This window comes from Pseudomonas sp. WS 5079, assembly GCF_012985465.1.
In the GTDB taxonomy this organism is placed as follows: domain Bacteria; phylum Pseudomonadota; class Gammaproteobacteria; order Pseudomonadales; family Pseudomonadaceae; genus Aquipseudomonas.
The window spans coordinates 559,481-585,620 of record NZ_JAAQWN010000002.1 but is presented as its reverse complement, the minus strand read 5'-3'; the positions used below and the strand labels follow the sequence as shown (position 1 = coordinate 585,620).

At 59.3% G+C, this 26,140-nt stretch carries 25 protein-coding genes; 16 read left to right on the top strand and 9 right to left on the bottom strand.

Features of this window, described 5'->3' with window-relative positions; all coding sequences use genetic code 11:
* Window positions 1-106: 106 nt before the first annotated feature.
* From HBO05_RS07120 to HBO05_RS07105, 4 genes are all read right to left on the bottom strand, one after another.
* Window positions 107-1,711: an ABC transporter substrate-binding protein gene (locus HBO05_RS07120; protein ID WP_172312137.1), complete on the bottom strand. Its 1,605-nt coding sequence runs from the start codon at window positions 1,709-1,711 to the stop codon at window positions 107-109.
* Between the two features lie 306 nt (window positions 1,712-2,017).
* On the bottom strand, window positions 2,018-3,643 hold the full coding sequence (locus HBO05_RS07115) for an ABC transporter substrate-binding protein (protein WP_169950957.1): 1,626 nt from the start codon (window positions 3,641-3,643) through the stop codon (window positions 2,018-2,020).
* 258 nt (window positions 3,644-3,901) lie between these two features.
* Complete coding sequence (locus HBO05_RS07110; protein ID WP_076964039.1) at window positions 3,902-5,503, bottom strand: ABC transporter substrate-binding protein; 1,602 nt, start codon at window positions 5,501-5,503, stop codon at window positions 3,902-3,904.
* A gap of 86 nt (window positions 5,504-5,589) precedes the next feature.
* Window positions 5,590-6,297 (bottom strand): SIMPL domain-containing protein, encoded by a 708-nt coding sequence (locus tag HBO05_RS07105; protein WP_172312135.1) that lies wholly within the window; start codon window positions 6,295-6,297, stop codon window positions 5,590-5,592.
* Between the two features lie 227 nt (window positions 6,298-6,524).
* Here HBO05_RS07105 and HBO05_RS07100 point away from each other — a divergent pair, with 227 nt between their 5' ends.
* Both HBO05_RS07100 and HBO05_RS07095 read left to right on the top strand, forming a co-directional pair.
* Complete coding sequence (locus HBO05_RS07100) at window positions 6,525-7,787, top strand: ATP-binding protein (RefSeq protein WP_169950955.1); 1,263 nt, start codon at window positions 6,525-6,527, stop codon at window positions 7,785-7,787.
* On the top strand, window positions 7,780-8,340 hold the full coding sequence (locus tag HBO05_RS07095) for a response regulator transcription factor (protein ID WP_029291924.1): 561 nt from the start codon (window positions 7,780-7,782) through the stop codon (window positions 8,338-8,340). The genes HBO05_RS07100 and HBO05_RS07095 overlap by 8 nt, the downstream gene beginning before the upstream one ends.
* Window positions 8,341-8,538: 198 nt before the next feature.
* Here the strand turns inward: HBO05_RS07095 and HBO05_RS07090 are convergent, their stop codons facing one another.
* On the bottom strand, window positions 8,539-8,976 hold the full coding sequence (locus HBO05_RS07090; RefSeq protein WP_029291922.1) for a DUF1043 family protein: 438 nt from the start codon (window positions 8,974-8,976) through the stop codon (window positions 8,539-8,541).
* Window positions 8,977-9,123: 147 nt separating this feature from the next.
* On the opposite strand from HBO05_RS07090, the gene HBO05_RS07085 reads away from it, so the two are divergent.
* From HBO05_RS07085 to zapE, 3 genes are all read left to right on the top strand, one after another.
* Window positions 9,124-9,753 carry an alpha/beta fold hydrolase gene (locus tag HBO05_RS07085; RefSeq protein ID WP_172312372.1) on the top strand — a complete coding sequence of 210 codons (630 nt, stop codon included), beginning with the start codon at window positions 9,124-9,126 and terminating at the stop codon, window positions 9,751-9,753.
* Window positions 9,754-9,777: 24 nt separating this feature from the next.
* The gene (locus HBO05_RS07080; protein ID WP_172312133.1) at window positions 9,778-11,133 is read left to right on the top strand and encodes a tryptophan--tRNA ligase; all 1,356 of its coding nucleotides are present in this window, start codon (window positions 9,778-9,780) and stop codon (window positions 11,131-11,133) included.
* Between the two features lie 79 nt (window positions 11,134-11,212).
* The gene (zapE, locus tag HBO05_RS07075) at window positions 11,213-12,307 is read left to right on the top strand and encodes a cell division protein ZapE (RefSeq protein WP_115129004.1); all 1,095 of its coding nucleotides are present in this window, start codon (window positions 11,213-11,215) and stop codon (window positions 12,305-12,307) included.
* 129 nt (window positions 12,308-12,436) lie between these two features.
* Here zapE and HBO05_RS07070 read toward each other — a convergent pair whose 3' ends face one another.
* The gene (locus HBO05_RS07070) at window positions 12,437-13,357 is read right to left on the bottom strand and encodes a GlxA family transcriptional regulator (RefSeq protein WP_169951391.1); all 921 of its coding nucleotides are present in this window, start codon (window positions 13,355-13,357) and stop codon (window positions 12,437-12,439) included.
* Between the two features lie 220 nt (window positions 13,358-13,577).
* Between HBO05_RS07070 and HBO05_RS07065 the strand changes: the two genes are divergently transcribed.
* Complete coding sequence (locus HBO05_RS07065; protein WP_172312131.1) at window positions 13,578-14,714, top strand: acyl-CoA dehydrogenase family protein; 1,137 nt, start codon at window positions 13,578-13,580, stop codon at window positions 14,712-14,714.
* 97 nt (window positions 14,715-14,811) lie between these two features.
* Here HBO05_RS07065 and HBO05_RS07060 read toward each other — a convergent pair whose 3' ends face one another.
* Window positions 14,812-15,852: an NADP(H)-dependent aldo-keto reductase gene (locus HBO05_RS07060; protein WP_172312129.1), complete on the bottom strand. Its 1,041-nt coding sequence runs from the start codon at window positions 15,850-15,852 to the stop codon at window positions 14,812-14,814.
* 248 nt (window positions 15,853-16,100) lie between these two features.
* On the opposite strand from HBO05_RS07060, the gene rplM reads away from it, so the two are divergent.
* The 8 genes from rplM (at window position 16,101) to HBO05_RS07020 (ending at window position 21,894) form a co-directional block, all read left to right on the top strand.
* The gene (gene rplM / locus HBO05_RS07055) at window positions 16,101-16,529 is read left to right on the top strand and encodes a 50S ribosomal protein L13 (protein ID WP_029291908.1); all 429 of its coding nucleotides are present in this window, start codon (window positions 16,101-16,103) and stop codon (window positions 16,527-16,529) included.
* 14 nt (window positions 16,530-16,543) lie between these two features.
* Window positions 16,544-16,936 carry a 30S ribosomal protein S9 gene (rpsI, locus tag HBO05_RS07050; RefSeq protein ID WP_003171743.1) on the top strand — a complete coding sequence of 131 codons (393 nt, stop codon included), beginning with the start codon at window positions 16,544-16,546 and terminating at the stop codon, window positions 16,934-16,936.
* A gap of 267 nt (window positions 16,937-17,203) precedes the next feature.
* A complete protein-coding gene (petA, locus tag HBO05_RS07045; protein ID WP_038443372.1) occupies window positions 17,204-17,797 on the top strand; it encodes a ubiquinol-cytochrome c reductase iron-sulfur subunit in 594 nt (197 codons plus the stop codon).
* Window positions 17,797-19,008: a cytochrome bc complex cytochrome b subunit gene (locus HBO05_RS07040; RefSeq protein ID WP_003188526.1), complete on the top strand. Its 1,212-nt coding sequence runs from the start codon at window positions 17,797-17,799 to the stop codon at window positions 19,006-19,008. Before petA ends, HBO05_RS07040 begins: the two co-directional genes overlap by 1 nt.
* Window positions 19,008-19,787: a cytochrome c1 gene (locus HBO05_RS07035; RefSeq protein WP_169950943.1), complete on the top strand. Its 780-nt coding sequence runs from the start codon at window positions 19,008-19,010 to the stop codon at window positions 19,785-19,787. Before HBO05_RS07040 ends, HBO05_RS07035 begins: the two co-directional genes overlap by 1 nt.
* A 150-nt stretch (window positions 19,788-19,937) precedes the next feature.
* Complete coding sequence (locus tag HBO05_RS07030) at window positions 19,938-20,555, top strand: glutathione S-transferase N-terminal domain-containing protein (RefSeq protein WP_027604841.1); 618 nt, start codon at window positions 19,938-19,940, stop codon at window positions 20,553-20,555.
* Between the two features lie 17 nt (window positions 20,556-20,572).
* Entirely contained in the window at window positions 20,573-20,986 is a 414-nt protein-coding gene (locus HBO05_RS07025; RefSeq protein ID WP_057438071.1) for a ClpXP protease specificity-enhancing factor, read from the top strand.
* 158 nt (window positions 20,987-21,144) lie between these two features.
* Window positions 21,145-21,894, top strand: a complete 750-nt coding sequence (locus HBO05_RS07020; RefSeq protein WP_169950939.1) for a FadR/GntR family transcriptional regulator — start codon at window positions 21,145-21,147, stop codon at window positions 21,892-21,894.
* Window positions 21,895-21,918: 24 nt separating this feature from the next.
* Here HBO05_RS07020 and HBO05_RS07015 read toward each other — a convergent pair whose 3' ends face one another.
* Window positions 21,919-22,116, bottom strand: coding sequence for a hypothetical protein (locus tag HBO05_RS07015; protein ID WP_169950937.1), 198 nt, complete (start codon window positions 22,114-22,116; stop codon window positions 21,919-21,921).
* A gap of 192 nt (window positions 22,117-22,308) precedes the next feature.
* The gene (locus HBO05_RS07010; RefSeq protein WP_170041733.1) at window positions 22,309-23,466 is read right to left on the bottom strand and encodes a phospholipase; all 1,158 of its coding nucleotides are present in this window, start codon (window positions 23,464-23,466) and stop codon (window positions 22,309-22,311) included.
* Between the two features lie 227 nt (window positions 23,467-23,693).
* Here HBO05_RS07010 and kdgD point away from each other — a divergent pair, with 227 nt between their 5' ends.
* Both kdgD and HBO05_RS07000 read left to right on the top strand, forming a co-directional pair.
* Window positions 23,694-24,605, top strand: coding sequence for a 5-dehydro-4-deoxyglucarate dehydratase (gene kdgD, locus HBO05_RS07005; RefSeq protein ID WP_172312127.1), 912 nt, complete (start codon window positions 23,694-23,696; stop codon window positions 24,603-24,605).
* Window positions 24,606-24,659: 54 nt separating this feature from the next.
* Window positions 24,660-26,105: an aldehyde dehydrogenase family protein gene (locus tag HBO05_RS07000; RefSeq protein ID WP_170056728.1), complete on the top strand. Its 1,446-nt coding sequence runs from the start codon at window positions 24,660-24,662 to the stop codon at window positions 26,103-26,105.
* Window positions 26,106-26,140 lie beyond the last annotated feature (35 nt).

The following is a 26,140-nucleotide window of genomic DNA, read 5'->3' as shown; positions in this document are numbered from 1 at the left end:
GTGTAACTCTTCAAGCATTTGCAAACGTTTGCTGTAGGAGATTTCGCGAATTACAGCTACACGTTTGCGACAGGGCCAACGTAGCCCTGCGCATCCGGTTATTTTTTTATGGGGTGATACTGACGCCCGAGAACACGTTGCGGCCGAAGGGGCTCACTTTGAAACCTTCGACCTTGGTGCTTAACGGCTGGTTGACCGTCGAGTGGGCGACAGGCGTGATCGGCACCTGCTGTTTGAGCAGTTGCTGCGCCTGTTTGTACAGAACAGTCCTTCGTTCACGGTCGGTGACGACCTTGGCTTGCTTGATCAGCTTGTCGTACGCCGGGTCACACCACATCGAGTAGTTGTTCCCGCCGATGGCGTCGCAGCTGTAGAGGGTGCCCAGCCAGTTGTCCGGGTCGCCGTTGTCGCCGGTCCAGCCGATCAGGCTGATATCGTGCTCGCCGTTCTTGATGCGCTTGATGTACTCGCCCCACTCATAGCTGACGATCTTGACCTTGAGGCCGATCTTGGCCCAGTCGCTTTGCAGCATCTCGGCCATCAGCTTGGCGTTGGGGTTGTACGGGCGCTGGACGGGCATGGCCCACAGGGTGATCTCGGTGCCTTCCTTGACGCCGGCAGCCTTGAGCAATTCCTTGGCTTTTTCCGGGTTGTAGGCGCTGTCCTTGATGGTGTCGTCATAGGACCACTGGGTTGGCGGCATACCGTTGACCGCCAGTTGCCCCGCGCCCTGGTACACGGCATTGAGAATGCTCTGCTTGTTCACCGCCATGTCCAGGGCCTGGCGTACTTCGAGTTGGTCGAAGGGCTTGTGTCGCACGTTGTAGGCGATGTAGCCGAGGTTGAAGCCGGGCTTGGTCAGCAGTTGCAGGTTCGGGTCGGCCTTGAGGGCGTCGACGTCGGCGGGGCGTGGATGCAGGGTGACCTGGCATTCGTTGGCCTTGAGCTTCTGCACGCGCACCGAGGCGTCGGTGTTGATGGCGAAAATCAGCTGGTCGAGCTTGACCTTGCTCGGGTCCCAGTAGTGTTTGTTGCCGGCGAAACGGATCTGCGAATCCTTCTGGTAACGCTGGAACACGAACGGCCCGGTGCCGATCGGCTTCTGGTTGATATCGCTGGGTTTGCCGGCCTTGAGCAGTTGCTCGGCATATTCGGCCGAGAGGATCGCGGCGAAGCTCATGGCGATGTTCTGGATAAACGCGGCGTCGACCGTGTTCAGGGTCATCACCACGGTGTACGGGTCGGTTTTCTCGACCTTGGCGATGTTCTTGTTCAGGCTCATCCCGTTGAAGTACGGGAACTCGGTGGGGTAGGCCTTGCGAAACGGGTGGTCGGGGTCAAGCATGCGATTGAAGGTGAATAGCACGTCATCGGCGTTGAAATCCCGTGTCGGCTTGAATTCCTTGTTGCTGTGGAACTTCACCCCTTCGCGCAAGTGGAAGGTGTAGGTCAGGCCGTCTGGCGAAATATCCCACTTAGTAGCCAGCCCTGGTACGACGCCGGTTTCACCCTTTTCGAACTCAACCAGGCGGTTGTAGATCGGTTCGGCCGCATCGTTGTCGGTGGCGGTGGTGTATTGCGCGGTGTCGAACCCGGCCGGGCTGCCTTCGGAGCAGAACACCAGGCTTTTCTTCTCGGCAGCCTGGCCCATCGAGGCGACGGCCAGCAGGCCGGTGCCAAATATCGCGGATAGAACGGTGGTATGGCGCATGACTGTCCCCCAATCCATGTTTATCGTTTTCGTCAGTGAACAGTCGCCACGCCTTACCTGGCTTGGCGAAAGCACTGCTCCCATCCACAGCAAATGCCGTATCGGAACTACGCGTTTGCCTACCTCGACGTTAGGGAACGAGGGCAGGGCAGTAAATGCGCAGAACCGGACAGACCGTGTAGGTATCGGACGGAACCTGCGCAGTTAGCTGCTGTAGGACGGCAGCCTCTTCGAAAGTAGTTCGATTCCTAGGATCTTGGCGGATGCAATAACGGCGACGTTATGAAACGTCGCCGTCAAAGATCACTACTTGCTGACGCTCACCCCGTAGAAGGAATTCAAGCCAAATGGGCTGATCTTGAAGTCCTGCACGTTGGAACGCATGGGTTGATACACCGTCGAGTGCGCGATAGGTGTCATGGGGACTGCATCTTTGAGGACGTGTTGCGCCTGTTTATACAGTTCGGTGCGCTTGGCGACGTCCGAGGTGGCCTTGGCTTCTTTTACGATGCCGTCGAATTTCTTGTCACACCATTTGGAGAAGTTGTTGCCGGACAGGGAGTCGCAGCCGAACAGCACGTTCAGCCAGTTGTCCGGGTCACCGTTATCACCGCTCCAGCCGATGATCATGGCCTGGTTCTCGCCGCCCTTGGAGCGCTTGATGTACTCACCCCACTCGTAGCTGACGATGTTGACCTTCAAGCCGATCTGCTTCCAGTCGTTTTGCAGCATCTCGGCCATCAGCTTGGCGTTGGGGTTGTACGGACGCTGGACGGGCATGGCCCACAAGGTGATCTCGGTGCCTTCCTTGACGCCGGCTTGCTTGAGCAGTTCCTTGGCCTTGGCCACGTCGTGCGGGACGTCCTTGATGGTCTCGTCATAGGACCACTGGGTCGGCGGCATGGCGTTGACCGCCAGTTGGCCTGCGCCCTGGTACACCGAGTCGATGATCTGCTGCTTGTTGACCGACATGTCCAGGGCCTGGCGCACGCGCAGGTCGGCCAATGGGTTGGCGGCAGTCTGGCCCTTGAGCACAGGCATGACGTTGTAGGCGATATAGCCCAGGTTGAAACCGGCCTGGTGCGGCAGTTTCAAAGTCTTGTCCTCGCCCAGTGCCTTGAGGTCGGCCGGACGTGGGAACAAGGTCACCTGGCATTCGTTCTTCTTGAGCTTCTGGATACGCACCGATGGGTCGGTGGTGATGGCGAAGATCAGGTTATCGATCTTCACGTCTTCAGGCTTCCAGTAGTCCTTGTTGCCGGTGTAGCGGATGTTGGAGTCTTTCTGGTAGCTCTTGAACACGAACGGACCAGTGCCGACCGGCTTCTGGTTGATGTCCTGGGGCTTGCCTTCCTTCAACAGTTGGGCGGCGTACTCAGCCGACTGTAGCGAGGCGAAGCTCATGGCCAGGTTTTGGATAAACGCGGCGTCCACGGTGCCAAGGGTGAACTTGACGGTGTGGTCGTCGATTTTCTCGATGTTCTTGATGTTGGTGTCCATCCCCATGTCCGTGAAGTACGGGAACTCGGTGGGGTAGGCCTTACGGAATGGATCGTCTTTATTGATCATCCGGTTGAAGGTGAAGAGGACGTCGTCGGCGTTGAATTCACGAGTTGGCTTGAAGTACGGCGTGGTGTGGAACTTGACCCCTTCGCGCAGGTGGAAGGTGTAGGTCAGGCCGTCTTCGGAAACGTCCCAACTGGTGGCCAGGCCAGGAATCACGGCGGTGCCGCCGCGTTCGAACTGGCTGAGCCGGTTGAACATGGTTTCGGCCGAAGCATCGAAGTCTGTTCCGGTGGTGTATTGGCCTGGGTCGAAACCCGCCGGGCTCCCTTCGGAGCAGAACACCAGATTAGTCGCCGCCTGGGCGAAAGGTGCAGCGGCCATTAAACCGGCGCTGACTAAAAACGGAATGACTGCGTGTTTAAGCATGTTGGCCTCATGATTTGTTGTCATTTTTGGAATTGAGGGCGACCTCGTGAGTCGGCCTGCGGATACTTATGCAGGCCCCATACCCATTGCAAGACGTTGAGAGGCTACAACTGCCAAAGAGTGGTACGAACGTACAGGAATGTCGCATTCATATAATTTTCGACACGAAACTGTATTTTCGAGGGCTTTTTTCGGTGCGTGGAGCGCACCGAATAAGCCCAACCGAGGTGTCTGGCGCACCCGGTTGGGGCATGGTTGTTACTTATTCAGACTTACGCCGTAGAACGGTGTCAGGCCAAACGGGCTGATCTTGAAGTCCTGGACTTCCTTGCGCAGCGGCTGGAAAACCGTCGAGTTCGCAATAGGCGTTATAGGTACTTGATCCTTAAGTATTTTTTGCGCCTGCTGATACCACTTGATGCGTTCGTCACGGTCACTGCTGAGCTTGGCCTTCTGCACCAGTTGGTCGTACTGCGGGTTACACCATTTTGCATAGTTGCTGCCCTTGACCGCGGCACAACTGTAGAGCACGCCCAGCCAGTTATCCGGGTCGCCGTTGTCGCCGGTCCAGCCGTAGATCATCACATCGTGCTCGCCGTTTTTTGCGCGCTTGATGTATTCGCCCCACTCATAGCTGACGATATTGGCAGTGATCCCGACTTTGGCCCAATCCTGCTGGATCATCTGTGCCGACATTCGCGCGTTGGGATTGGAGGCGCGCTGCACAGTCATCGCCCACAGATTGATGGTGGTACCTGGTGCAACCCCTGCTTCTTTTAGTAGCGCCCGGGCCTTGGCAGGGTCGTGCGGTGCGTCCTTGATGCTGGGGTCATAAGACCACTGGGCCGGCGGCAGTGCGTTCTGCGCCAATTGCCCGGCACTTTGGTACACCGCCTGGATAATCGCCGGCTTATCGATGGCCATGTCCAGGGCCTGGCGCACCTTGAGCTGGTCCAGCGGCGGATGGGTCACGTTGTAGGCCAGGAAGCCCAGGTTGAAGCCCGCCTGCTGCAGCACACGCAGGTTTGGATCCTGCTTCATCACCTCGATATCCGATGGGCGCGGATAGCCGCTGACCTGGCATTCGCCGGCCTTGAGCTTTTGCAGGCGCGACGCGGCGTCCGGGGTGATCGCAAACACCAGGCTGTCGAGTTTCACATCCTCAGGCTTCCAATAGTCTTTATTGGCGACGTAGCGAATCTGCGAGTCCTTCTGGTAGCGCTTGAACACAAACGGCCCGGTGCCGATCGGTTTCTGGTTGATATCGGCGGCCTTGCCGTCTTTAAGCAACTGCGCCGCGTACTCGGCTGATTGCACGGACGCAAAGCTCATGGCCAGGTTCTGCACAAAAGCGGCATCGACGTTATTGAGGTTGAAGCGCACGCTGTGCTCGTCGAGCTTTTCCACGCTTTTGATCGTGGTGTTCAGGCCCATATCGGTGAAGTACGGCGACTCGGACGGGTAGGCCTGGCGGAATGGATGGTTGGCGTCCAGCAGGCGCTGGAAAGTGAACAGCACATCGTCGGCATTGAAGTCGCGGGTCGGGGTGAAGTACTCGGTGCTGTGGAACTTGACCCCGTCGCGCAGGTGAAAGGTGTAGGCCAGGCCGTCCTTGGACACCTCCCAACGGGTCGCCAGGCCCGGCTCGACTTCGGTCCCGCCGCGCTTGAACTGGGTGAGGCGGTTGAACACGGTTTCGGCCGAGGCATCAAAATCGGTGCCGCTGGTGTACTGGCTTGGATCGAACCCGGCGGGGCTGGCTTCGGAGCAGTAGACCAGGGTGCTTGCCGCCTGGGCCGTGGGCATGCACGCCAGCAGGCTGGCAGCGAGAAGGAGCGGCTTGAAGACAGTTCTATCCATGGTGACCCCTGAGATGGCAGGTAAACAACGGCCAAAAAAAACGGCGGTCACCGAGGTTACCGCCGTTGTGGGTCATCAGGTAAGGCTTATGGCATCTGTACTTCAATCACGCCATCGGCGCTCATGCTGACCTGGCTGGTGCCGGCTTCGACTTCAGGTGTCGGCGCCGAATCCATTGCCGCCGCCTTCATCATCATGCCGCCATTTCGCGCGTACGGCATTGGGTAGCCGTTGGTGTTGAAGTTCAGGTTAACGATCTTGTAGCCCTTGCCGCCGAGTGCATCGGTGGCCAGTTGGGCGCGGGCCTTGAACGCGGCGACCGCATCCTTGAGCAGGGCATCTTCGCTGGCCTTGCGGGTTGGGTCGGCAATGGCGAAGTCCATATTGTCCATTTTCAGGGTGTTGAGCAGCTCGCCGGTGAGCTTGGACAGCGCCGGAAAGTCCGCGCTTTCCAGGCGCAGTTCGGCGCGCTCGCGCCAGCCGGTGATCTTCTGGTTCTTGTTGTCGTAGATCGGATAGCTGTTGCGGCTGCCCTGGCGCAGGGTCACGCCTTTTACTTCGCGAGCCTCGCCCAACGCCTTGTTCATGATGGTCGTGACTTCGGCGGCGAGCTTGGCCGGGTCGGTGTTTTGCGACTCGGTGTAGAGAGTGACGATCATCTTGTCACGGGCCACTTCCTGGCTGACTTCGGCCCGCAGGGAAATCTGGTTGTAGTGCAGTTGATCGGCGGCCAGCGCAGGCAGGCTGGCGACGCTGAGGGCAATAAGGGCGGCACTGCGAGTGAAACGTGACATGGAAGCTCCTTGAGGGTGATCGTGTTCGGTAAGACTGTAGACGGGCGATTGGGGTTCGGCGGGTTACAAATTCTCTACATCTGGGTACGATGCCGACGAACGGTAAAATCCGCCTTGACCCTTCATATAAGCCATGACCTGCGTCAAAGGGCCACACACGCGCTGCCTGTACTGTCGCTTCGTTTATACTTGCTGCGATCCGCCTGGAGCGCTCATCAGGAGAGCTCATGCTCGCCCCCGTAAAACTGACTTCCGCCACTCGCCAGAACCTCTGGCGCCTGACGTTTATCCGCACCCTGGTGCTGGCCGCACAGGCCGGTTCCGTCGGGCTCGCCTATTGGTTTGAACTGCTGCCGCTGCCTTGGCTGCAACTGTGGGTGACCCTGGCCTTTTCCACGGTGCTGTGTGTGTTCACGGCCATCCGGCTGCGCACCACCTGGCCAGTGACCGAGCTTGAGTACGCCCTGCAACTGGCCTGCGACCTGTTTATCCACAGTGTGTTGCTGTATTTCTCCGGTGGTTCCACCAACCCCTTCGTTTCCTATTACCTGGTACCGCTGACCATCGCCGCCGTGACCTTGCCGTGGCGCTATTCGGTGATCCTGTCGGGGATTGCCCTGGCGCTGTACACCTTGTTGCTGGCGCAGTTCTATCCCCTGGAAACCTTCCCGATCGCCCGGGAAAACCTGCAGATCTACGGCATGTGGCTGAGCTTCGCGCTGTCGGCGGCGGTGATCACGTTTTTTGCCGCGCGCATGGCCGAAGAACTGCGGCGCCAGGAAGAACTGCGCGCTATCCGCCGTGAAGAAGGCCTGCGCGACCAGCAACTGCTGGCAGTGGCGACCCAGGCCGCCGGCGCGGCCCATGAACTGGGCACGCCGCTGGCAACCATGAGCGTGCTGATCAAGGAAATGCGCCAGGACCATCACGACCCGGCCTTGCAGGACGACCTCAGCGTGCTGCAGGAACAGGTCAAGCAGTGCAAGCAAACCCTGCAGCAACTGGTGCGCGCCGCTGAAGCCAACCGGCGCCTGGCGGTGGATATGCAAGACGTCACCCAGTGGCTGGACGAAGCCCTGAACCGCTGGCACTTGATGCGGCCCGAAGCCAGTTACCGTTTCCACCTGCTGGGGCAGGGCGCAGTGCCGCGCATGGCGCCACCACCGGATTTGACCCAGGCGTTATTGAACCTGTTGAACAATGCAGCCGATGCCTGCCCGGAAGGGTTGGAAGTGCAGCTGGACTGGGATTGGGAAAACCTCACCATCAGCATTCGCGACCACGGTGCCGGTGTGCCGTTGGCCATTGCCGAGCAGATCGGCAAGCCATTCTTTACCACCAAGGGCAAAGGCTTCGGCCTGGGCCTGTTCTTGAGCAAGGCCAGCGTGACCCGTGCTGGCGGCTCGGTGAAACTTTACCCCCATGAGGAAGGCGGCACGCTCACCGAGCTGCGCCTGCCCCGTGCTGCACGAGGAGACATCGATGAGTGACGAGATCCAAGTCGAAGGCGAAGAACTGCCGCACCTGTTGCTGGTAGATGACGATGCCACCTTTACCCGCGTGATGGCGCGAGCCATGAGCCGTCGCGGGTTTCGCGTCAGCACCGCAGGTTCCGCCGAAGAAGGCCTGACCATCGCCCAGGCCGACCTGCCGGACTACGCGGCGCTGGACCTGAAAATGGACGGGGACTCGGGCCTGGTGCTGTTGCCCAAGTTGCTGGAGCTGGACCCGGAAATGCGCGTGCTGATCCTCACCGGGTACTCGAGCATTGCCACTGCGGTCGAGGCGATCAAGCGCGGCGCCTGCAACTACCTGTGCAAGCCGGCGGACGCCGATGATGTGCTGGCCGCCTTGCTCTCCGAGCATGCCGACCTCGACACCCTCGTGCCGGAGAACCCGATGTCGGTGGACCGCCTGCAGTGGGAGCACATCCAGCGCGTGCTGACCGAGCATGAAGGCAACATTTCGGCCACTGCCCGCGCCCTGGGCATGCACCGCCGGACCTTGCAGCGCAAGTTGCAGAAGCGTCCGGTACGGCGCTGAACTACGGTGAGTGGGCTTGTGTGGGAGCGGGCTTGCTCGCGAAGGCGGAATGTCAGTCAAGTCTTTAATAACTGACACTGCGCCTTCGCGAGCAAGCCCGCTCCCACATGGGATCTCCATTGTTCTGCCGATCCAGTTCCAACAAAAAGCCCGGCTGATCATCGATCAGCCGGGCTTTTTGTGTGGTTTGAAAACGCCTTACTTTTTCAAGCCGTAATGCTCATCCAGCATGCCGGGGGCGTTCGGCGTTTTTGGCGCGTAGTCCCGCGGCGGTTCCTGGTTTTCCCGCGGCGGGGTCAGGCGCTCCCGTGGGGCTTGCGTGGCATCGGAATGCAGCGCGGCCAGCAGGCGCTGACGGGTGATGTCGTCCAGGGCCAGGCGGTTGGCGCCATCGGCGAGGTGATCCTGTACTTCCTGGTAGCTCTGGGTGAGCTTCTTGACCAGGGTCGCGGTGCTGTTGAAGTGGGTAACAACCTCGTTCTGATAACTGTCAAAACGTTCCTGAATGTCATCCAGCTGACGCTGCGTGCGGTTAGGCGCGGCATTCGGCAGCAGGCGAGCAACCAGGAATCCAATGGCGACACCGGCAACCAGGGCAAGAGTCGGCAACAACCAAACTAAGAGCGAGTGTTCCACGAGTCCTTCCTCTATAAACGGCTTTGCTTTACGTTAACGGCTCGGACCTGCGCTGTATACCGCGATTAAGCTCGCAATGATGCCATGCACAGACTTTTAGCTAGACGAGTCGACCCCTTGAGAGGTCACGGAGTTCATTCCTTGCTCATGCGTGAAACCCCCGTTTTGATCGATGGCCCGGTAGGCCAATTGGAAGCCTTGTACCTGGATCACCCCGAGCCGCGTGGCCTGGCGCTGATCTGCCACCCCAACCCGGTGCAGGGTGGGACCATGCTCAATAAAGTCGTATCGACCCTGCAACGCACCGCCCGCGACGCCGGTTTGATTACTTTGCGTTTCAATTACCGTGGCGTGGGTGCCAGTGCCGGTACCCATGACATGGCCACCGGTGAAGTGGACGATGCCGAAGCTGCCGTCAGTTGGCTGCGTGAAAAACACCCGGACCTGCCCATCACCTTGCTGGGTTTCTCGTTCGGTGGATTTGTGGCCGCAAGCCTGGGCGGGCGCCTGGAAGCCAAGGGCGAAAAACTCGCGCACCTGTTCATGGTCGCTCCGGCCGTCATGCGTTTGCGTGATGAGGACCAGCTTCCACAGGGCTGCCCGCTGACCGTGATCCAGCCGCAAACCGACGAAGTGGTCGACCCGCTACTGGTCTACGACTGGTCCGCGGCCCTCAAACGCCCCCATGAGCTGCTGAAAGTGGCAGAATGCGGGCACTTTTTTCATGGCAAGCTCACCGATCTCAAGGATCTTGTGCTGCCGCGCCTTTCGAATTGATAGCAGTCTGATAAGCGATTACCCATGACGACTCGTACCCGTATCCTCACCGGCATCACCACCACCGGCACCCCGCACCTGGGCAACTACGCCGGTGCCATCCGCCCGGCGATCCTCGCCAGCCAGGATGCCAATGCCGATTCGTTCTACTTCCTGGCCGACTACCATGCCCTGATCAAGTGCGATGACCCGCAGCGCATCCAGCGCTCGCGCATGGAAATCGCCGCGACCTGGCTGGCTGGTGGCCTGGATGTGAACCGGGTGACGTTCTACCGCCAGTCCGACATCCCGGAAATTCCCGAGCTGACCTGGCTGCTCACCTGCGTCGCGGCCAAGGGCCTGCTCAACCGCGCCCACGCCTACAAGGCCTCGGTGGACAAGAACCTGGAAAACGGCGAAGACCCGGATGCCGGGATCAGCATGGGCCTGTACAGCTATCCGGTACTGATGGCGGCGGACATCCTGATGTTCAACGCGCACAAGGTGCCGGTCGGCCGCGACCAGATCCAGCACGTGGAAATGGCCCGTGATATCGGCCAGCGTTTCAACCACCTGTTTGGCAAGGGCAGGGAGTTTTTCACCATGCCCGAGGCGTTGATCGAAGAAAGCGTCGCCACCTTGCCGGGCCTGGATGGGCGCAAGATGTCGAAAAGCTATGACAACACCATCCCGTTGTTCACCAGCGCCAAGGATATGAAGGACACGATCTCGCGGATCGTCACCGACTCCCGCGCGCCGGGTGAAGCCAAGGATCCGGACAACTCGCACCTGTTCACTCTGTACCAGGCGTTCGCCACGCCTGAACAAGAGCAGCAACTGCGCAGCGAACTGCTCGATGGCCTGGGTTGGGGTGAGGCGAAGAGCCGCCTGTTCCAACTGCTGGACGGCCAGTTGGGCGAAGCCCGCGAGCGTTACCATCAATTGATGGCGCGTCCTTCGGACATGGAAGACTTGCTGCTGATCGGCGCCACGAAGGCCCGCGCCGTTGCCGGTCCATTCCTGCAAGAACTGCGTGAGGCGGTGGGCCTGCGCTCGTTCGTCAACCAGGCCCCCGAGGCTGTCAGCACCAAGAAGAAGGCCGTCAAGGCTGCGCGTTTTGTCAGCTTTCGTGAAGACGACGGCAGCTTCCGTTTCCGCCTGCTGGCGGCTGACGGCGAACAACTGTTGTTGTCGCGCAACTTCGCCGATGGCAAGGCGGCGGGCGCTGTCACCAAGCAGTTGCAGTCCGGCCAGGCGCTGGATGTGCGCAGCGAGGCCCTGGGCTTTACGGTGTGGCTCGACGGCGCGTGTATCGCCGACAGCCCGGCCTTTGCCGATAGCGCTGCGCGGGATGCCGCCATCGAAGCTGTGCGCGTGGCGTTGACCCCAATCGAAGACTGACCCGACCAAGGGTTGATTGCCATTATCCGGGGCCGTCGTTACAGTGACGGCCCGTTTTTGTTGCCTTGCTAACGAAATTATGACGCCCCTAGAACGATATCAAGCTGATCTGAAGCGCCCCGACTTCTTCCATGATGCTGCCCAGGAAACGGCGGTGCGCCACTTGCAGCGCCTGTACGAAGACCTGGTCGCCTCTTCCCAGAGCAAGCCGGGGATGCTCAGCAAGCTGTTTGGCAAGAAAGACCAGACGCCGGTCAAGGGCTTGTACTTCTGGGGCGGCGTGGGTCGCGGCAAGACTTACCTGGTCGACACCTTCTTCGAAGCGCTGCCGTTCAAGGAAAAGTCACGCACTCACTTCCACCGCTTCATGAAGCGCGTGCACGAAGAGATGAAGACCCTGCACGGCGAGAAGAACCCGCTGACTATCATCGCCAAGCGCTTTTCCCAAGAGGCGCGGGTGATTTGTTTCGATGAGTTCTTCGTGTCCGATATCACCGACGCGATGATTCTCGGCACCCTGATGGAGGAGTTGTTCAAGAACGGCGTGACCCTGGTCGCCACCTCGAACATCGTGCCGGACGGCCTGTACAAGGACGGCCTGCAGCGCGCGCGCTTCCTGCCGGCCATCGCCCTGATCAAGCAGCACACCGATATCGTCAACGTCGACAGCGGCGTCGACTACCGCCTGCGTCACCTTGAGCAAGCCGAGCTGTTCCACTTCCCCCTGGACGACGCGGCCCACGAAAGCCTGCGCAAGAGCTTCCGCGCGCTGACCCCGGAATGCACCCAGGCGGTGGAAAACGATAAGTTGATGATCGAAAATCGCCAGATCATTGCCCTGCGTACTTGCGATGACGTGGCCTGGTTCGACTTCCGCGAACTGTGCGACGGCCCGCGCAGCCAGAACGACTACATCGAACTGGGCAAGATCTTTCACGCCGTGATCTTGAGTGGCGTCGAGCAAATGAGCGTCACCACCGACGACATCGCCCGGCGCTTTATCAACATGGTCGATGAATTCTATGACCGGAACGTCAAGCTGATCATCTCGGCTGAAGTCGAACTCAAGGACCTCTACACCGGTGGGCGCTTGAACTTCGAGTTCCAACGGACCTTGAGCCGCTTGCTGGAGATGCAGTCCCACGAATTCCTGGCGCGGGCGCACAAGCCTTAGGCAAACACCGAACCAAAATGTGGGAGCGGGCTTGCTCGCGAATGCGGTGTATCAGTCGGCTTATTCGTTAACTGACACACCGCATTCGCGAGCAAGCCCGCTCCCACATTTGATTGTGCCCGGCTTTAGTTAGGCGGCCTGCTGGAATTGCTGGCGATACTGATTCGGCGACAACTCCGTGTGCTGCCTGAACAGCCGCGCAAAGAAGCTCGCATCGTCATACCCCACCTCATAGCTGATGGTCTTGATGCTCTTGCGGCTGCCCGACAGCAAGCCCTTGGCCGTCTCGATCCGCAGCCGTTGCAGGTAATGCAACGGCTTGTCGCCGGTAGCCGTCTGGAACCTTCGCATAAAGTTGCGGATGCTCATGCCGTGTTCGCGGGCCACGTCCTCAAAGCGGAATTTGTCGGCGAAGTGCTCCTCGAGCCAATGCTGGATCTGCAGGATGATTACGTCCTGGTGCAGCTTCTGCCCGCCAAAACCGATGCGCCCCGGCGCGTAGTTGCGCTGCACTTCGTAGAGAATGTCGCGGGCCACGGCCTGGGCGATGTTGGCGCCGCAAAAACGCTCGATCAGATAGATATACAGATCGCAGGCCGACGTGGTGCCGCCGGCGCAGTACAGGTTGTCGGCGTCGGTCAGATGCTTGTCCTGATTGAGCTGGACCTTGGGGAAGCGTTCGCTGAAGGCGTTGAAGAAGCGCCAGTAGGTGGTCGCCTCCTTGCCATCGAGCAGGCCGGCTTCGGCGAGCCAGAACACCCCGGTGGCCTCACCGCATAGCACCGCCCCCCGGGCATGCTGCTCGCGCAGCCACGGCAGGATCTGCGGGTAACGTCTGCTCAGGGCGTCGAAGTCGTCCCAGAACGCCGGCAGCACAATGATGTCGGCGTTTTCCAGGCCACCGTCCACCGGCATGATCACATCGCTGAAGCTGCATACCGATTGCCCGTCGGGGCTTACCAGGCGGGTTTCAAAGGCCGGCGTGAGGCCTAGGCCCTGTTGTTTGCCGTAACGCAGGCTGGCGAGGTGGAAGAAATCCTTGGCTTGCATGAGGGTAGAAGCAAACACCCGATCAATGGCCAAAATGCTGACGCGCCGCAAGGGCGTGGAGACGAGGCTAGACATAATTTCGATTATTCTTATAGGGGAAAGTGGTCAACTAACGGCTGGATCGTCTTATTTTTTGTCGCATGTGTCCAGTGTCCCGTGACGTCCGTGCAGCTTAGGCTCTGTGATCTTGTTTTTGTCTGACAATCGACGCAGGTGACTCATGATTCCCAGAACCTTGTTCAGCTCCGAGCACGAACTCTTCCGCCAGAGCGTGCGCACCTTCCTCGAAAAAGACGCGGTGCCGTTCCATGCGCAATGGGAGAAGCAGGGCCATATTGACCGCGCCCTGTGGACCAAGGCGGGGGAGGCGGGGATGCTCTGCTCCCACCTGCCGGAAGAATACGGAGGCCTGGGCGCGGACTTTCTCTACAGCACCGTGGTGATCGAAGAGATCGGCCGCCTGGGCCTGACCGGGATTGGCTTCTCCCTGCATTCGGACATTGTTGCGCCCTACATCCTGCATTACGGCAGTGAGGCGCTGAAGCACAAGTACCTGCCCAAGCTCGTTTCCGGGGAGATGGTCACGGCCATTGCCATGACCGAGCCGGGCGCCGGGTCGGACCTGCAAGGGGTCAAGACCACCGCCGTGCTGGATGGCGATGAGTATGTGATCAACGGCTCCAAAACTTTTATTACCAATGGTTTCCTGGCGGACCTGGTGATCGTGGTCGCCAAGACCGACCCCAAGGCCGGCGCCAAGGGCACCAGCCTGTTTCTGGTGGAGGCCGATACGCCGGGCTTTGACAAGGGCAAGCGTCTGGAGAAGGTGGGGATGAAGGCCCAGGACACCTCCGAGCTGTTCTTCCAGGACGTGCGGGTGCCCAAGGAGAACCTGCTGGGCCAGGCGGGGATGGGTTTTGCCTACCTGATGCAGGAACTGCCCCAGGAGCGCCTGACCGTGGCGATTGGCGCCCTGGCCTCGGCCGAAGCGGCGTTGCAATGGACCCTGGACTACACCCGCGAGCGCAAGGCGTTTGGCAAGGCGATTGCTGACTTCCAGAACACCCGCTTCAAGCTGGCGGAGATCGCCACCGAGGTGCAGATCGGCCGGGTATTCGTCGACAAGTGCCTGGAACAGCATCTGCAAGGCAAGCTGGATGTGCCGACGGCGGCGATGGCCAAATACTGGACCACTGACTTGCAATGCAAGGTGCTCGACGAGTGCGTGCAGTTACACGGCGGCTACGGTTACATGTGGGAATACCCGATTGCCCGGGCCTGGGCGGATGCGCGGGTGCAGCGCATTTATGCGGGGACCAATGAAATCATGAAGGAAATCATTGCGCGGGCGCTTTGAATCGTTGGTGCTGCTATCGCCGGCAAGCCGGCTCCTACAGGGGAATGGGTTCCAAATGTAGGAGCCGGCTTGCCGGCGATGGCGTTCTAGAGATCAATCAAGGCGCAGGATTGGGATGATCCTTCTGAATCGCCTCGATCCCCTCCAGCACCTCTTTCGACAGCTTCAGGTCAGCACTGGCGATGTTGCTGTCCAACTGCGCAAGCGTCGTCGCCCCAATGATATTGCTGGTCACAAACGGCTGTTGCGTCACAAACGCCAGGGCCATCTGCGCCGGGTCCAGGCCGTGCTCGCGGGCCAGGGCCACATAGCGGCTGCACGCAGCTTCCGATTGCGGGTTGAAGTAGCGGCTGAAGCGGCTGTACAGGCTCAAGCGGCCCTTGGCCGGCCGTGCGCCGCCTTCGTACTTGCCGCTGAGCATGCCGAACGCCAACGGCGAGTACGCCAGCAAGCCGCATTGTTCACGGATGGCAATCTCCGCCAGGCCCACCTCAAAGCTGCGGTTGAGCAGGTTGTAGGGGTTCTGGATCGACACCGCGCGGGTCCAGCCACGGGCCTCGGCCAGGGCCAGGAACTTCATGGTGCCCCACGGCGTTTCATTGGACAGGCCGATATGGCGGATCTTGCCGGCCTTGACCTGCTCGTCGAGGGCTTCGAGGGTTTCTTCAAGTGGCGTCAGGTCGGGTTCTTCCTGGTGCTTGTAGCTCAGTTGGCCGAAGAAGTTGGTGCTGCGTTCCGGCCAGTGCAACTGGTACAGGTCGATCCAGTCGGTCTGCAGGCGCTTGAGGCTCGCGTCCAGGGCGTCGACGATGTGTTTGCGGTTGTGCTTGAGCTGGCCGTCGCGGATGTAGTCGATGGTGTTGCCGGGCCCGGCGATCTTGCTGGCGAGGATCCAGTCGGCGCGGTCGCCACGGCTCTTGAAGTAATTGCCAATGTAGCGCTCGGTGGTGGCGTAGGTGTCGGCCTTGGGCGGCACCGGGTACATTTCTGCGGTATCGAGGAAGTTGATCCCTGCGCCTTTGGCCCGCTCAATCTGGGCGAAGGCCTCTGCCTCGGTGTTCTGCTCGCCCCAGGTCATGGTCCCGAGGCAGATCGCGCTTACGTTCAGATCGGTCCGGCCCAGCTTTCGATAATCCATCGGGTACTCCTTTGGGGAAAACAATCATAAAAGCAGGTTGAATTTTTTTTCGCAATCTGCATAATTGCCCACCTCTTTCTGCAGTGGAAGTGATGCGCCGCCTGCCGAAGAATCTTGCCGTTGAACGGACGCGCTGACCCGAGCCCCCGATAGCGTCTGTATCCGGCTGCCTTTGACTTGTCAAAGTACGCACTATTCAGTAAGATCCGCCGTCTAATTTACAGGGCGGCCCCTGAGGCTATTAAAGAATGACAACTTTTACTGCAAAACCGGAAACAGTTCAGCGCGACTGGTTTGTCGTCGACGCCGCTGGTCAGACCCTGGGTCGTCTGGCCACTGAAGTCGCCAGCCGTCTGCGTGGCAAGCACAAGCCTGAGTACACCCCTCACGTCGATACCGGTGACTACATCGTGATCATCAACGCTGAGCAGGTTCGTGTAACCGGCAACAAAGCAAGCGACAAAATGTACTACCGTCACTCCGGTTTCCCAGGCGGTATCAAGTCTTCGAACTTCGAAGGCCTGATTGCCAAGAAGCCTGAAGCCCCGATCGAGATCGCGGTTAAAGGTATGCTGCCGAAGGGCCCACTGGGTCGCGACATGTATCGCAAGCTGAAAGTCTATGCGGGCGCTGCTCACCCTCATGCTGCTCAGCAGCCCCAAGAACTGAAGTTTTAACGGAATAGTTCATTATGTCGGCGACTCAAAATTACGGCACTGGCCGTCGCAAAACCGCAACCGCACGCGTTTTCCTGCGTCCGGGCACTGGTAACATCTCGATCAACAACCGCACTCTGGACAACTTCTTCGGCCGCGAAACTGCCCGCATGGTAGTTCGTCAGCCGCTGGAACTGACCGAGACCGTTGAAAAGTTCGACATCTACGTCACCGTTATCGGTGGCGGTGTAAGTGGTCAAGCTGGCGCAATCCGCCACGGTATCACTCGCGCTCTGATGCAGTACGACGAAACCCTGCGCGGCGCTCTGCGCAAAGCTGGCTTCGTGACTCGCGATGCCCGTGAAGTTGAACGTAAGAAAGTCGGTCTGCGTAAAGCGCGTAAGCGTCCGCAGTACTCGAAGCGTTAATTCGCTTTACGTTCCACAAAAACGCCCAGCCTCCTCACGGAGCTGGGCGTTTTTTATTGCCCGCGTTTTATGCGGGTTTTTTCTGTGTGACAACTTGCCACATCCGTAGACCCCCTATACTACAAGGCTTGGAAGCTAGGCTGCGGGTAATTACCTTGTCAGAGGTGGGGCTTTTCATTACCATTCGGCAAAATTTTTATAAGTTCAGATTTAATACTTAGTAGACGCCTGATTTAACAGGCCAAAAAGCTGATGGGAGAGGACTGAATGAGCAATGACGGCGTGAATGCAGGCCGGCGTCGCTTCTTGGTAGCAGCCACATCCGTGGTGGGTGCTGCAGGAGCGGTGGGGGCTGCGGTCCCGTTCGTGGGGTCATGGTTTCCCAGTGCCAAGGCGAAAGCCGCAGGTGCACCGGTGAAGGTGAATGTCAGCAAGATCGAGCCAGGCCAGCAGATGATTGCTGAATGGCGCGGCCAGCCAGTATTCATCGTTCGTCGTACCGAGGAAATCCTGGGGAATCTGAAGAAGATCGAGGGCCAGTTGTCTGACCCCGAGTCCAAGAATTCCGACCAACCCGCCTACGCCCAAAACGAAGTGCGTTCGATCAAGCCAGAGATTCTGTTGCTGGTCGGTCTTTGCACACACCTGGGTTGCTCGCCGACCTTCCGCCCGGAAGTCGCGCCAGTGGACCTGGGCAAGGACTGGGTCGGTGGCTATTTCTGCCCTTGCCACGGTTCCCACTACGACCTGGCCGGTCGCGTCTACAAGTCCCAGCCTGCTCCGTTGAACCTGCCGGTTCCGCCGCACAACTACGAATCTGACGACGTTATTGTCATTGGTGTCGATAAGGAGAGCGCGTAATGAGCAAGTTCATGGATTGGGTGGATGCGCGCTTCCCCGCTACCAAAATGTGGGAAGACCATCTCAGCAAGTATTACGCGCCGAAGAACTTCAACTTCTTCTACTTCTTTGGTTCCCTGGCATTGCTGGTACTGGTCAACCAGATCGTTACCGGTGTCTGGCTGACCATGAGCTACACCCCGTCGGCGGAAGAAGCGTTTGCCTCCGTCGAATACATCATGCGCGACGTCGAGTACGGCTCGATCCTGCGCCTGCTGCACTCCACCGGCGCTTCGGCGTTCTTTATCGTGGTCTATCTGCACATGTTCCGTGGCTTGCTCTACGGCTCGTACCAGAAGCCGCGTGAGTTGGTATGGGTGTTCGGCATGCTGATTTACCTGGCGCTGATGGCAGAGGCCTTCATGGGCTACCTGCTGCCGTGGGGCCAGATGTCCTACTGGGGCGCCCAGGTGATCATCTCGCTGTTTGGTGCGATCCCGGTCATCGGTAACGACCTGACGCAGTGGATCCGTGGTGACTACCTGATCTCCGGGATTACCCTGAACCGCTTCTTTGCCCTGCATGTGGTGGCCTTGCCGATCGTGATTCTCGGCCTGGTGGTGCTGCACATCCTGGCGCTGCACGAAGTGGGTTCGAACAACCCGGACGGCGTGGATATCAAGAAGCACAAGGACGAGAACGGCATTCCGCTGGACGGCATTCCATTCCACCCTTACTACACCGTGAAAGATATCGTCGGCGTAGTGGTGTTCCTGTTCGTGTTCTGCTCGATTGTGTTCTTCTTCCCGGAAATGGGCGGCTATTTCCTCGAAAAGCCGAACTTCGAACAGGCCAACGCATTCAAGACCCCGGAACACATTGCCCCGGTCTGGTACTTCACGCCGTTCTACGCCATTTTGCGGGCAATCCCCGACAAGCTCATGGGCGTGATCGCCATGGGTGCGGCCATCGCCGTGCTGTTCGTGTTGCCATGGCTCGACCGTAGCCCGGTCAAGTCCATGCGCTACAAGGGTTGGCTGAGCAAGATCTGGCTGTGGGTGTTCTGCATTTCGTTCGTGATCCTGGGTGTGTTGGGCGTACTGGCGCCGACCCCAGAGCGCACGTTGCTGTCGCAGGTCTGCACCTTCCTGTACTTCGCCTACTTCATTCTGATGCCGTTCTACACCCGGCTCGAGAAGACAAAACCGGTTCCGGAAAGGGTGACTGGCTGATGAAAAAATTATTTGCTGCATTGATTCTTGCTGCCCTGCCGGTATTGGCCTTCGCGGCCGAGCACGGCGCAGAGCTGGAAAAAGTCGACATCGACGTTTCTGACAAGGCCGCCATGCAAGACGGCGCCCGTACGTTCGCCAACTACTGCATGGGCTGCCACAGTGCCAAGTTCCAGCGTTACGAGCGGGTTGCCGATGACCTGGGTATCCCCCATGAGCTGATGCTCAAGAACCTGGTGTTCACCGGTGCCAAGATTGGCGACCACATGAACATCGGCATGCAACCGGCCGACGCCAAGGCCTGGTTCGGGGCTGCGCCGCCCGACCTGACCCTGGTAGCGCGCGTACGTGGCACCGACTGGCTGTACGGCTACCTGAAATCGTTCTACGAAGACCCTACACGTCCCTGGGGCGTGAACAACAAGGTCTTCCCGAACGTCGGTATGCCTAACGTGCTGGTCGGCCTGCAAGGGCGCCAGGTGGTAGGATGCAAGCAGGTTCAAGTCGTGGAAAACGGCAAGAAGCAATATGACCCGCTGACCGGCACGCCGTTGACCCATGAGGCCTGTGATCAACTGACCATCGTGCCCAAGAGCGGTGCGCTGAACGAGGAGCAGTTCGACGAGAAGGTCAAGAACCTGGTGACCTTCCTGGCGTACTCCGCCAACCCGGTCAAACTGGAGCATCAACGCATCGGTACCTATGTGTTGCTGTACCTGGCTTTCTTCTTCGTATTCGCTTATTTGCTCAAGCGTGAATACTGGAAGGATGTGCATTGATCCAACCTTAGGCAATTGCTGTTAATCTTGCGCGCCCAGCGACGTCTCTGAACGGGTAACGCTCTGGTTGATCCAGGTGTTACGAGAGATGCTTTCTGGGCGCGCTCGTTTTTGAGCTTTCGATAATTTCAACAAGCGAGGAGGACCGCCATGGGCGTGACCAACCGGTTGGCCTGTTACTCCGACCCCGCCGACCACTATTCCCACCGAGTACGCATCGTACTCGCAGAGAAGGGTGTCAGCGCCGAGATCATCAGTGTGGAGGTGGGTCGTCATCCGCCGAAACTGATCGAAGTGAACCCTTACGGCAGCTTGCCCACCCTGGTCGATCGTGACCTGGCGTTGTGGGAGTCAACCGTGGTGATGGAATATCTGGATGAGCGTTACCCCCATCCACCTTTGCTGCCGGTGTATCCGGTGGCGCGTGCCAACAGCCGCCTGCTGATCCATCGGATCCAGCGTGACTGGTGCGGGCTGGTGGATCTGATTCTGGATACACGCAGCAAAGAAGCTGCCCGTGTGCAGGCGCGCAAGGAATTGCGCGAGAGCCTGACCGGGGTTTCGCCGCTGTTCGCCGACAAACCTTTTTTCCTCAGTGAGGAACAAAGCCTGGTGGATTGCTGCCTATTACCCATACTCTGGCGTTTGCCGATTCTGGGCATTGAACTGCCGCGGCCTGCCAAGCCGCTGCTTGATTACATGGAGCGCCAGTTTGCGCGTGAGGCTTTCCAGGCAAGTCTGTCTGGCGTCGAACGTGATATGCGCTAAGGCTTAAGGAGCCGTTGATGAACTCCAGTCGACCTTACCTGGTCCGCGCGCTCTACGAGTGGATTGTGGACAACGATTGCACCCCGCACATGCTGGTCAATTCCGAGTTTCCTGCGGTGCAGGTACCACAAGGTTTTGCCAGTGACGGACAGATTGTCCTGAACGTTTCGCCCAGTGCCGTACGCCAACTGCACATGGACAATGAAGCGGTCAGCTTTGAAGGGCGTTTTGGTGGGGTACCCCATACGCTCTATGTGCCCATCGGCGCGATCCTGGGGATTTATGCCCGGGAAAATGGCCAGGGCATGGTGTTTGATCTGGAGTCGTCCCTTGAAGACGACGAAGCGATTGAAATTGAAGATGATCTGCCGCCACCAGATTCCGAGCCACCGCGCCCTAGCGGCCGGCCGAGCTTGAAAGTGGTGAAGTGACAAAACATGCGCCTGCGGGTATGTGTTGAAAGTGCCCCGGCTTAGGCTGGGGCATTTTTTTGCGCGCGATAAGCTTTGGGCAAATCATCCAGAGCGGTGATCGTACAACCCGCTTGGGCTATGATGCCCCTTTGAATCATCGAGATAGTTGCCTGCCCATGGAAAACCCCAGCACAGCCCCGCGTCTTCCCCGCAAGCGCCGTAGCCTTGCCCAGGAACTGGTCACGGTGTTGTCCGAGCAGATCCGCGATGGTCAGCTCAAGCGTGGCGACAAGCTGCCCACCGAGTCAGCGATTATGGAAGCCCATGGGGTCAGCCGCACGGTGGTGCGCGAGGCAATCTCGCGGCTGCAGGCAGCTGGGCAGGTGGAAACCCGGCATGGCATCGGCACCTTTGTGCTGGATACGCCGAGCCCCAGCGGGTTTCGCATTGATCCGGCGACCGTGGTCACGCTGCGTGATGTACTGGCGATCCTCGAGTTGCGCATCAGCCTGGAAGTAGAGTCCGCCGGCCTCGCGGCCCAGCGTCGCAATGACGAACAGCTGGCAGCAATGCGCGCAGCCCTCGATGCGTTGAATGAAAGTGCGGCGCACGCCAGCGATGCAGTGGCCTCGGACTTCCAGTTCCATCTGCAGATTGCCTTGTCCACCGGCAACCGCTACTTCACCGACATCATGACCCACCTGGGCACCAGCATTATCCCGCGCACCCGCCTGAACTCAGCGCGCCTGGCCCATGACGACCAGCAGCACTACATGAGCCGCCTGAGCCGTGAGCACGAAGAGATTTATGAGGCGATTGCCCGCCAGGATTCGGATGCGGCGCGGGCGGCGATGAGATTGCATTTGACTAATAGTCGAGAGCGGCTGCGCCAGGCTCATGAAGAGGCGCAGGCGCAGCGCGGATAATTCGATGCCTGCCAGGAAGGCATGTCACGCCAAGAAAAAGTCGATTTGGGTAACTTCACCATTGTTGATATGGAAGTTCTTGCCCAGGACCAGGGCCGGCGGGTCACCATCAAGTTGAATGGTGTCACCAATATTGGGTAGGTCCACAGGATCGATGTTCTGCGTCGATGCCTTGGAATTATTGGATTTGGATTTAAATGTGCATTTTTTTTCGGTAGCCATGGTGTGCCTCACTGGTTGTGGATGAGTAAAGGGCCTCCAAGGTGACTGCACCTGCTGCATGTGCTGAGGTAACCCGGCGGTCGCACCCAATCTAGGGGCAGCGAGCCGGTCGCCGATACTGTCAGAATTCACAGTGACGACGAACGGTCCCCTGTGTACGAGTCATCCGCCCACAGGGGAACTATGGCTACCTCAAGGCTGCGGCTTGTTCGGCTTGTAATCCTTAAGCAACAGATACGTACTCCACCCCCACCAATCATTGGTCCATTGCTTGTCGTTCAGGTTGTTGACGTCCTTGCGTCGCAACACCTTGTCGCCCTCAGCCTTGAACAGTGGCGAAAAGTTGTTCGCCGGGTTGTTCGCCGCATTCAGGTCCGGCACGTGCAGCGGTGCCTTGAACGTGGCCGGGGAGGGCGCGATACCGCTGATGTACGCGTCGAAGATCTCATCGGCCGAAGACTGCACCGCACGCTTGACCTGGGTGCGGTTGGCGGCGTCATTGCTATCGAAATAGCGTTTGTCGCCATAGGCATGCCACTCATCGCCCAGGGCATTGCGTACATTGAGCCCGAACTTGCTGTCTTCATCGTGCATAAAGCGGCTGATCAACGACCCCAGTTCACCCGGTGTCACCACGGCCGCCAGTTGTTTGCGTGGGACGCGCAGGTGCCCTGCGGAAAACAGGTCGGTCAAGAAGTGATCAGCAAAGCTGTTCATGGCGTAAGCCAGTTCCAATTGCTGGCCACTGCCGCTTTGGTGGGCCACGACCGCTTGTTGCAGGGCGGCGGTATGCCCAGCTAGGTAGGCAGACAGCGCCCATTCGCCGAAATGGTCGGCATTATCGGCCGCCAGCTTCAGGTAGCGCCCCAGGGGAACCATGGCTGAAACCACGCTGCCACCGCCAGTGATGCGGTTCCACTCTTCGGACAACGTATCTCCTAGCGCGTCGTAGGCCTCATGGGGTTGCTTGCCATCCTGTATGGCCTGCTTCACTGCGTTGATCTCTTTTTGCATGACTGCGAGGATTTTGCCCGCTTCCTCCCGTGACGCCGGCAAAGTTGCCAGCGAGTTAAACGCGGCGATGAAACGCTGCACACGCTCGGTGGGTGACGCACCGTCACTGATGGGCTGGCCGGGAATCCCGTAGAAATCGCCGCCCAGGGCAATGATCTGGCCATAGGTCAGGGCCAGGCCGTTGGGCAGGTGCAGTTGGACTTTTGCCCCAGCAATTGCTGGCTTGCCCGGGACAAAACGCAGCAGGGTCTCGTCGCCAATGGCGGTGTGCTCGCCGCCTTCGAAGCGTAGGGCGGGGATAGGGTTTTCGGTGTTGATCGACTTTAGTTCTGACATGTTAGCTCCTTGCTATGTCGTATGAATCTTCCTTGACAGCTGTATGTATATACAGCTGTCACAAGCATAGAGGAATAATTTCCTACGTCAAGGCGCTCTCAATAACCGACCGCAAAACCCTGGCAAGCCGACGAAATAACATTGACGGATGATTTTATAGTTGTACGATGACGTACAACATTAACAACAACTGTTCATCGATAGTCTTTACCCAGGGTGTTCGAATAATGAATCCACAAGAACTGAAGTCCATCCTCTCCCACGGTCTGCTGTCTTTTCCGGTGACCGATTTCAATGCCCAGGGCGATTTCAACCAGGCAGGCTATATCAAACGCCTGGAGTGGCTGGCCCCTTACGGCGCCACAGCCTTGTTCGCAGCGGGCGGCACCGGTGAGTTTTTCTCCCTGGCGGCCAGTGAATATTCCCAAGTGGTGAAAACCGCAGTGGATACCTGCGCCACCAGCGTGCCGATCCTCGCCGGTGTTGGCGGCTCTACTCGCCAGGCCATCGAGTACGCCCAGGAAGCCGAGCGCTTGGGGGCCAAGGGTCTGCTGCTGTTACCGCACTACCTGACCGAAGCCAGCCAGGACGGGGTTGCCGCCCACGTCGAAGCCGTGTGCAAGTCGGTAAAAATCGGCGTGGTGGTCTACAACCGCAACGTCTGCCGCCTGACCGCGCCGCTGCTTGAGCGCCTGGCCGAACGTTGCCCGAACCTGATTGGCTATAAGGATGGCCTGGGCGATATCGAGCTGATGGTGTCGATCCGCCGTCGCCTCGGTGATCGTTTCAGCTACCTGGGCGGGTTGCCGACCGCAGAGGTTTACGCCGCTGCCTACAAGGCCCTCGGCGTGCCGGTGTACTCCTCGGCGGTCTTCAACTTCATTCCTAAGACCGCAATGGACTTCTACCACGCGATTGCCCGGGAGGATCACGTCACCGTCGACAAGATCATCGACGACTTCTTCCTGCCTTACCTGGACATCCGTAACCGCAAGGCCGGCTACGCCGTAAGCATCGTCAAGGCGGGCGCAAAAATCGCCGGCTATGACGCAGGCCCGGTGCGCACCCCGCTCACCGATCTGTTGCCAGAAGAATACGAAGCCCTGGCCGCGCTGATCGACAAGCAAGGCGCGCAGTAACCCATTAATAAAGCCGCTGAGTGATCAGCGGCTTTTTGCGTAAGGAGAAGATGCGTGTCCCAAGCCAAGCGTTTTGACAACTACATCGGTGGCCAGTGGGTGGCCGGTGCTGACTACTCAAGCAATATCAACCCGTCGGATCTGTCGGATGTCATCGGCGATTTCGCCAAAGCCGACGTGGCTCAGGTCCATGCCGCTATCGACGCCGCCCGCGCGGCGTTCCCGGCATGGTCGACCTCCGGTATCCAGGCCCGGCATGACGCCCTGGATAAAGTCGGCAGCGAGATCCTCGCGCGCCGCGAAGAGCTCGGTACGCTGCTGGCCCGCGAAGAGGGCAAGACCCTGCCGGAAGCCATCGGCGAAGTGACCCGTGCCGGTAATATCTTTAAATTCTTTGCCGGCGAGTGCTTGCGCCTGTCCGGTGACTACCTGCCGTCTGTACGCCCGGGGGTCAACGTCGAGGTCACGCGCGAAGCCCTGGGCGTGGTGGGCCTGATCACCCCGTGGAACTTTCCGATTGCGATCCCCGCCTGGAAAATCGCCCCGGCCCTGGCCTACGGCAACTGCGTGGTGCTCAAGCCGGCAGACCTGGTGCCCGGCTGTGCCTGGGCCCTGGCCGAAATCATCTCCCGTGCGGGCTTTCCCAGTGGTGTGTTCAACCTGGTGATGGGCAGCGGCCGGGTAGTGGGCGATGCGCTGGTCCATAGCCCGAAGGTCGACGGCATCAGCTTCACCGGTTCCGTGGGCGTGGGCCGGCAGATCGCGGTCAGTTGCGTTTCGCGCCAGGCCAAGGTGCAGTTGGAAATGGGCGGCAAGAACCCGCAGATCATTCTCGACGATGCCGACCTCAAGCAGGCTGTCGAGTTGTCGGTACAGAGCGCGTTCTACTCCACCGGCCAGCGCTGCACGGCATCCAGTCGCTTTATCGTGACCGCCGGGATTCATGACCAATTCGTCGCCGCCGTGGCCGAGCGCATGCAGTCGATCAAGGTTGGCCATGCCCTGCATGCCGGGACCGACATTGGCCCGGTGGTGTCCCAGGCCCAGTTGGACCAGGACCTGAAGTACATCGACATCGGCCAGGGCGAAGGCGCGCGGCTGGTCAGCGGTGGTGGCCTGGTGACGTGTGACACCCAAGGCTACTTCCTCGCGCCGACTCTGTTTGCCGACAGCGAAGCCGCCATGCGCATCAGCCGTGAAGAAATCTTCGGCCCGGTGGCCAATGTGGTGCGCGTGGCGGACTACGAGGCAGCACTGGCCATGGCCAACGACACCGAGTTCGGGCTGTCGGCGGGCATTGCCACCACCTCGCTCAAGTACGCCAACCACTTCAAGCGCCACTCCCAGGCCGGGATGGTGATGGTCAACCTGCCGACGGCGGGCGTGGATTATCACGTTCCCTTCGGGGGTCGCAAGGGTTCATCCTACGGGTCGCGTGAGCAAGGTCGCTATGCGCAGGAGTTCTACACCGTGGTGAAAACCAGCTACATCGGTTCGTAAACGCAATACATGTGAGAGCAGGCTTGCCTGCTCCC